Here is a 6,414-nt window from a genome sequence, read left to right on the forward strand (position 1 = left end):
TGATGAACCGGATCGTCTGGTTCATCCGCAACGTGGACTTCGTCAACCATTCCCTCGACGAGATCATCGGCACCTACAGGGCCGGGATCGCCGAGGTGGAGCGCAGTCTCCAGGAGACCCTGTCGCCGGACGCCAAGGCCGTCTGGGAGGCGCGCACGAAGGAGCTGATGGACGAGGGCGCGCCGGAGGAGCTGGCACGGCGCATCGCGTCGCTGCCCGATCTCGTGGCCGCGCCCGACATCGTCCAGACCGCGCAGAAGACCGGCAAGCCCGTCAACGACATCGCCCGCACCCACTTCGCCCTCGAGGCGTCGTTCCGGCTCGGGGCGCTCATCGCGGCCGCCCAGGACATCGCGGTCAGCGACTACTTCGACCGTCTCGCCCTCGACCGGGCCGTCGACAGCATCGCCTATGCCCATCGCGGCCTGACCGCCGAGGTGGCGTCGCAGGACCTGTCCGGCGCCGAGGCCGTGCGGGCCTGGAGCGAGAAGCGCGGCGCCGACGTCGCCCGCATCCGGAGCGCGGTCGACGGCATCGTGTCGTCGGGCCTGACCCTGTCGAAGATCACCGTGGCGGCAAGCCTGCTCGGCGACCTCGCGCGGATGAGCTGAGGCTGAACATTCTCCCCACGTGGAAGGGGACGATGGTCACCGCGTGCGACTTCTCCGTCATGGCCGGGCTCGCCCCGGCCATCCCGATGATGTGAAGCGCCACGCCTTTCCGATCGGGATCACCGGCCGAAGGCCGGTGATGAGTTGGGCGTGATGAGTTGGGCGAGACGCAAGAGAGTGGAAACACAAGCCCCGTGAGAGACCTCGACCCCCTTGCGTCCCCACCGAAGGCCCCCCGGTCGGCGATCCTCGGCTGGCTCCTGTTCGACTGGGCCTGCCAGCCCTTCTTCACCCTCGTCACCACCTTCGTGTTCGCGCCCTATTTCGCCTCCGCGCTCGCGCCCGATCCGGTGACCGGCCAGAGCCTGTGGGGCTATGCGACGGCCGCGGCCGGGCTCGTGCTCGCCGTCCTGTCGCCGGTGCTCGGCTCCATCGCGGACGCGACCGGCCCGAAGAAGCCCTGGATCGCGTCCTGCGGGCTCGTGCTGTTCATCGCGTCCTTCGCCCTGTGGTATGCGGCGCCGGGACTGCCCTCGGGGATTGCGGTCGGGCTCGTGGGCTTCGCCTTCGGGACGGTGGCCGTGGAGGTGGCGGCGGTGTTCAACAACGCCATGATCCCGCATCTCGTGCCGCCGGAGCGCTACGGTCGCCTCTCGGGCACCGGCTGGGCGATGGGCTATTGCGGAGGCCTCGTGTCCCTCGTGATCGTGCTCGGCTTCCTGGCGGCCGATCCCGTGTCGACGAAGACGGTCTTCGGCCTCGATCCCCTGTTCGGCCTCGATCCGGCGACCCGCGAGGGCGACCGCATCACGGGCCCGTTCTCGGCCCTGTGGTTCCTGGTCTTCGTGCTGCCGCTCTTCCTGTTCACCCCCGACGTCCCGCGCTCGGGGATGGGCCTGAAAGAGGCGGCACGACAGGGCATCGAGCAGGTGAGGAGCACCGTCGCCGATGCCCGCCGGCACGAGAGCGTCGGCCGGTTCCTGATCGCCAACATGGTCTACCAGGACGCCCTGGTGGCGCTCTTCGCCTTCGGGGGCATCTACGGGGCGGGCGTGTTCGGCTGGCAGGCGATCGAGCTCGGCATCTTCGGCATCCTGCTCACCATCACGGGCACCCTCGGCGCCCTGATCGGCGGGAGGCTCGACGACCGCATCGGCGCCAAGCCGGTGATCCTGGGCGCGATCCTCGTCCTGGCCCTCGTGTGCGTCGGCGTGCTATCGCTCGGGCGCGACCACATCCTGTTCGCGATCCCGACGGCACCGCCCGGCCCGGACGACGGCCTCTACGGCTCGGCGCCCGAAAAGCTGTTCGTGGGGCTCGGCCTCGTCATCGGGGCCGTGGCCGGGCCGCTCCAGGCCTCCTCGCGCAGCCTGCTGGCGCGGCTCGTGCCGGCCCACGAGGCGGGCCGCTATTTCGGCCTGCTCGCCCTGTCCGGCAAGGTCACGTCGTTCCTGGCCCCGCTCGCCGTCGCGGTCGCGACAGCGGTCTTCCAGTCGCAGGCCGCGGGGCCGGCGGTGCTGATCCTGTTCCTGCTCGCCGGGTTCTGGCTCCTGAGCGGCGTGAAGCGCGTGTGAGCGCCGGTCAGTCCAGGGTCACGGCCGTGCCGCTGACCGACACCATCATCATGCCCTCGTTCTTGCCCAGCGCCCCGTAATCGAGGTGCACGCCGACGATCGCATGGGCGCCGAGGCGCTCGGCCTCCTCGATCATCTCCTGCAGGGCCGTGTCGCGCCCGTCGCGCAGCACGCGCTCGTAGGAGCCCGCCCGTCCGCCGACCACGTCGCGGATCGAGGCGAAGAAATCGCGGAACACGTTGGCGCCGAGGATCGCCTCGCCCGACACGATGCCGCGGTAGGACCCGATGCGGCGGCCTTCGATGGACGGCGTGGTGGTGATGATCATGAGCGTCTCCCTCTGCTCCGCTTGAGATGGGAAGAGAGATGAGAAATGTCATCGTCCTCGGGAGCGGCACCTCGTGTCATCACCGGCCTTGTGCCGATGATCCCGATCGGAGAGGTGCGGCGCTTCACATCATCGGGATGGCCGGGACGAGCCCGGCCATGACGAGCGGGTGGCGGAGACGATCCGTGACGGCCGGTCTCAGTGCCGGAAATGCCGGTGTCCTGTGAACACCATGGCCAGGCCCGCCTCGTCGGCGGCCTTGATCACCTCGTCGTCGCGCATGGAGCCGCCGGGCTGGATCACCGCGGTGGCGCCGGCCTCCGCAGCCGCGAGCAGGCCGTCCGCGAAGGGGAAGAAGGCGTCGGAGGCCACCACGGAGCCGCGGGCGAGGGTCTCGGGCAGGTTCGCGGCCTTCGCGGCCTCGGCGGCCTTCCAGGCGGCGATGCGGGAGGAATCGACCCGGCTCATCTGGCCGGCCCCGATGCCGACCGTCGCGAGATCCTTCGCGTACACGATGGCGTTCGACTTCACGTGCTTGGCGACCCGGAAGGCGAAGCGCAGGTCCTCCAGCTCCCGGTCCGTGGGCGCGCGCCTCGTCACCACCTTCAGGTCCATGGCGTCGACCACCGCGTTGTCGCGGTTCTGGGCCAGGAAGCCGCCCGCCACCGTGCGCAGGGTCAGGCCCTCCGCCCGCGGATCGGGCAGGGCGCCGGCCAGGAGCAGGCGCAGGTTCTTCTTGGCCGCCACGATGGCGATCGCCTCCTCGGTGGCGTCGGGCGCGATGATCACCTCGGTGAAGATCTCGGTGATGGCCTTCGCGGCTTCCGCGTCGAGGGGCCGGTTCATGGCCACGATGCCCCCGAAGGCCGAGACCGGGTCGCAGCGCAGGGCCTTCTCGTAGGCCTCGCGGAGCGTGGCGCCCTCGGCGACGCCGCACGGGTTGGCGTGCTTGACGATCACGATGGCGGCGGAGCGTTCGGGCGCGAACTCCGCCACGGCCTCGTAGGCCGCGTCCGTGTCGTTGATGTTGTTGTAGGAGAGCTGCTTGCCCTGCACCTGGCGGGCGGTGGCGACGCCCGGGCGGCTCTCCGGCGTGCGGTAGAAGGCCGCGCTCTGGTGCGGGTTCTCGCCGTAGCGCATCACCTCGGCGATGGCACCGCCCAGGGCCCGAACGGGCGGGGTCTCCTCGCCGATCTCGCCGGCGAACCAGTTGGAGATCGCCGCGTCGTAGGCGGCCGTGCGGGCATAGGCCTTCTGGGCGAGGCGCCGGCGCAGGGCGAGCGTCACCGAGCCGTCGTTCTGGGCCAGGTCTTCCAGGACGGCCGCGTAGTCGGCGCCGTCGACCACCACGGCCACGTCGCCGTGGTTCTTGGCGGCCGCACGGATCATGGCCGGCCCGCCGATGTCGATGTTCTCGATGCAGTCGTCATAGGGCTTGCCGGCCTTCACGGTCGCCTCGAACGGATAGAGGTTCACCACCAGCAGGTCGATGGGCCGGATCCCATGCGCCAGCATGGCCGCCTGGTGCTCGGGGTTCTCGCGGATCCCGAGCAGGCCGCCATGCACGGCGGGATGCAGTGTCTTCACGCGCCCGTCCATCATCTCCGGAAAGCCCGTGAGCTCGCTCACGTCCTTCACGGGCAGGCCCGCCTCGCTCAGGGCCCTGTGCGTGCCGCCCGTGGACACCAGCTCGACGCCGCGCCCGGAGAGCGCGCGGGCGAAGTCCACGAGACCCGACTTGTCGGATACGGAAAGCAGAGCGCGGGAGACGCGCTTCAGGTCGCTCGGCATGGCGGCCGCTCCATTCAAGGGAAGAGATGCGGGCGCGATACCACGGGAGGCCCGGGATGGGAACCTGTCGCGACCGCAGGGGAAGATTGCCCGACCGGTATGGCGGGTTCTCAGCGTCGGTGCCATCCTCCGGGCACGGTGCCGCGACAGGCCCAGGCCACCGCCGCGAAGGAGCGCGGTCCGTCCGGTTCGCCTGCCTCGTAGGCGGCGCGCAGGGCCCGCTCGAACGCCGATCGAGCCCTGTCGTCGAGCCCGGTCACGTATGTCCCGAGCGGGCCCTCTCCCGCGGCATAGGGCTTCCAGAAATCCCCGAAGTCGGAATAGTCCATGCGGATCATCAGCGGAATCTCGGCGACGTCGGCAAGGCCGACCCGGGTCCACAGCGCCCGCATCTCGCCGGACCGGGTCAGGGGCTTGTAATAGCTCTCGCGCCTGTGGGACGCGGCGGAGGGATCGAGCGCCGCGGCCGTGTCCCAGAACATGCGCTGGTAGGGCATGCCGCCATAGCTGTCCCACACGGCCGCCGCCACCACTCCGCCGGGCTTCGTCACGCGGCTCATCTCGCGCAGGGCCTGTTCCGATTCAGGCACGAAATGGAGCACGAGCAGCGCCAGGGTCCTGTCGAACGCACGATCCTCGAAAGGAAGCGCACAAACGTCGCCGCGCGCGATGACGATCCTGGGATCGGTGTTGCGCGCCCGCGCGGCTTCCACATAGGTCTCGGAGAAGTCGATCCCGTCGATGCGGGCGATCTCGGCCACCTGAGGGATCGTGAAGGTCAGGCTGCCCGTGCCGCACCCGACATCGAGCACCCGCTCGCCCGCATCGAGCCCGGCGAAGGCGAGAAAGGGTTTCGCCAGTCTCCGGCTCCAGCGGCCCATGAGCTGGTCGTAGGAGACGGCGCTTCTCGCATGGAACTTGGACGACATGCTTCGCTCCCGGGCTCGTCGGGGACATCGAACGCAACGCCGCGCCATCCTAGCGCATCGAGCCCAAGAGTGGACCCACTTTTGGGATCGGATCCGATGCTCACATCCTTGAGCGGCGCATCGTTCATCGTGGCCCTCAAGGTCCGCACGATGCGCGAGCAGACCGGCGCGCCGCGGCATCACTGCTCCTTCGGGGGAGCGCGGGCGGCGCCGCGTCCATCAGCCTGCCCTTACCTCCTTTGACCATTTGCCCGCTCAGACTGGCTCCCGCCATGCTGCCCGGCGAAAACGCCAGCGCAGACGCGGAGGGCAGCCATGAGCGAACTCGACAAGGGCATCACGCGGGCCGGCGAAGGCTACCGGGGGAAGGCGTGGAACATCCTGGGCCAGCGCTATGTCCCGAAGGCCTCCTGCGTCTCCTCGTTCGCATTCGAGACCAACAGCGAGCCGGGGCAATACGTGCCCGTCCACATCCATCCCGGGCAGGACGAGTTCATCCTGATGCTCGAGGGCGAGCTCGATCTGAAGCTCGACGGGGTCTGAAGCAAGGCGCGGGCGGGCGACCTCGTGCGCATGCCCCGGGGGGTCCCGCACGGTTATTTCAACAAGTCGGATGCGCCGGCCCGCGCCCTGTTCTGGGTTTCGCCTGCGGGCCGGTTGGAAGACCTGTTCGACGCCCTGCACGACCAGACCGACATCCCGCGCGTGCTGGAGCTCTCCGCCGCGCACGACGTCGACTTCCTGCCGCCGGAGGCGAACGAGTGACGGGTCAGATCAGCTCCGGGGCCTGATCCTGGGGCTCGCCGGGGCTGAAGGTGCGGGCGAGGCGCTCGAAGCGCCAGCGCACGGTGGGCGTCTCGGCTGGACGGACCGTGAGCACGATCTGCTCCGTGCGCCGCATGCCCTCGGGGGTGGCCAGGAACACGCTGTCCTCGAGCTCCGCCTCGACCGGCGCGGCCGAGAACTGCCAGGCCTCCCGGTTGGGCAGGACCAGCATCACCACCCGGCCGCCCTGTGCGCGGCTCGCCCGGATGCCGGGCGCCAGATGGAAGCGGATGACCGCCTGCACGGTTCCGGCCCGGCCGCCGTCGCTGAAGAAGCTGTCCTCGCCCTCCAGCACGTTGCCTTTGGGAGCGAGCTGCCAGCGCCGCTCGTGGGTGATGCCGAAGCGGGCCTTGTAC

6 protein-coding genes and 2 pseudogenes are annotated in these 6,414 nt (G+C 69.8%); 4 read left to right on the forward strand and 4 right to left on the reverse strand.

The window, feature by feature from the left end; translation table 11 throughout:
* Positions 1 to 611, forward strand: a pseudogene (locus NF876_RS41845) (NAD-glutamate dehydrogenase domain-containing protein); the annotation flags it as partial.
* A 194-nt stretch (positions 612 to 805) separates the two neighbouring features.
* A complete protein-coding gene (locus NF876_RS41850) occupies positions 806 to 2,185 on the forward strand; it encodes an MFS transporter (protein ID WP_262273578.1) in 1,380 nt (459 codons plus the stop codon).
* A 7-nt stretch (positions 2,186 to 2,192) separates the two neighbouring features.
* Here NF876_RS41850 and NF876_RS41855 read toward each other — a convergent pair whose 3' ends face one another.
* From NF876_RS41855 to NF876_RS41865, 3 genes are all read right to left on the reverse strand, one after another.
* Positions 2,193 to 2,513: a heavy metal-binding domain-containing protein gene (locus tag NF876_RS41855; RefSeq protein ID WP_262273579.1), complete on the reverse strand. Its 321-nt coding sequence runs from the start codon at positions 2,511 to 2,513 to the stop codon at positions 2,193 to 2,195.
* A 198-nt stretch (positions 2,514 to 2,711) separates the two neighbouring features.
* Positions 2,712 to 4,304, reverse strand: a complete 1,593-nt coding sequence (purH, locus tag NF876_RS41860) for a bifunctional phosphoribosylaminoimidazolecarboxamide formyltransferase/IMP cyclohydrolase (protein WP_262273580.1) — start codon at positions 4,302 to 4,304, stop codon at positions 2,712 to 2,714.
* Positions 4,305 to 4,414: 110 nt separating this feature from the next.
* Positions 4,415 to 5,233, reverse strand: coding sequence for a class I SAM-dependent methyltransferase (locus NF876_RS41865; protein ID WP_262273581.1), 819 nt, complete (start codon positions 5,231 to 5,233; stop codon positions 4,415 to 4,417).
* A gap of 96 nt (positions 5,234 to 5,329) precedes the next feature.
* Here NF876_RS41865 and NF876_RS41870 point away from each other — a divergent pair, with 96 nt between their 5' ends.
* Both NF876_RS41870 and NF876_RS41875 read left to right on the forward strand, forming a co-directional pair.
* Entirely contained in the window at positions 5,330 to 5,476 is a 147-nt protein-coding gene (locus NF876_RS41870) for a hypothetical protein (protein ID WP_262273582.1), read from the forward strand.
* A 72-nt stretch (positions 5,477 to 5,548) separates the two neighbouring features.
* A pseudogene (locus NF876_RS41875) lies at positions 5,549 to 5,998 on the forward strand (cupin domain-containing protein).
* Positions 5,999 to 6,002: 4 nt separating this feature from the next.
* Here the strand turns inward: NF876_RS41875 and NF876_RS41880 are convergent.
* A partial coding sequence (locus tag NF876_RS41880; protein WP_262273583.1) for a heparinase II/III domain-containing protein occupies positions 6,003 to 6,414 on the reverse strand: 412 nt, incomplete at its 5' end.

Source organism: Microvirga yunnanensis (genome assembly GCF_025460875.1).

Bases quoted from the DNA above. Each gene is read 5' to 3' on its own strand.
- NF876_RS41870 (WP_262273582.1), top strand. From the start codon at position 5,330: ATGCTCACATCCTTGAGCGGCGCATCGTTCATCGTGGCCCTCAAGGTC.
- NF876_RS41855 (WP_262273579.1), bottom strand. From the start codon at position 2,513: ATGATCATCACCACCACGCCGTCCATCGAAGGCCGCCGCATCGGGTCC.
- purH (WP_262273580.1), bottom strand. From the start codon at position 4,304: ATGCCGAGCGACCTGAAGCGCGTCTCCCGCGCTCTGCTTTCCGTATCC.
- NF876_RS41865 (WP_262273581.1), bottom strand. From the start codon at position 5,233: ATGTCGTCCAAGTTCCATGCGAGAAGCGCCGTCTCCTACGACCAGCTC.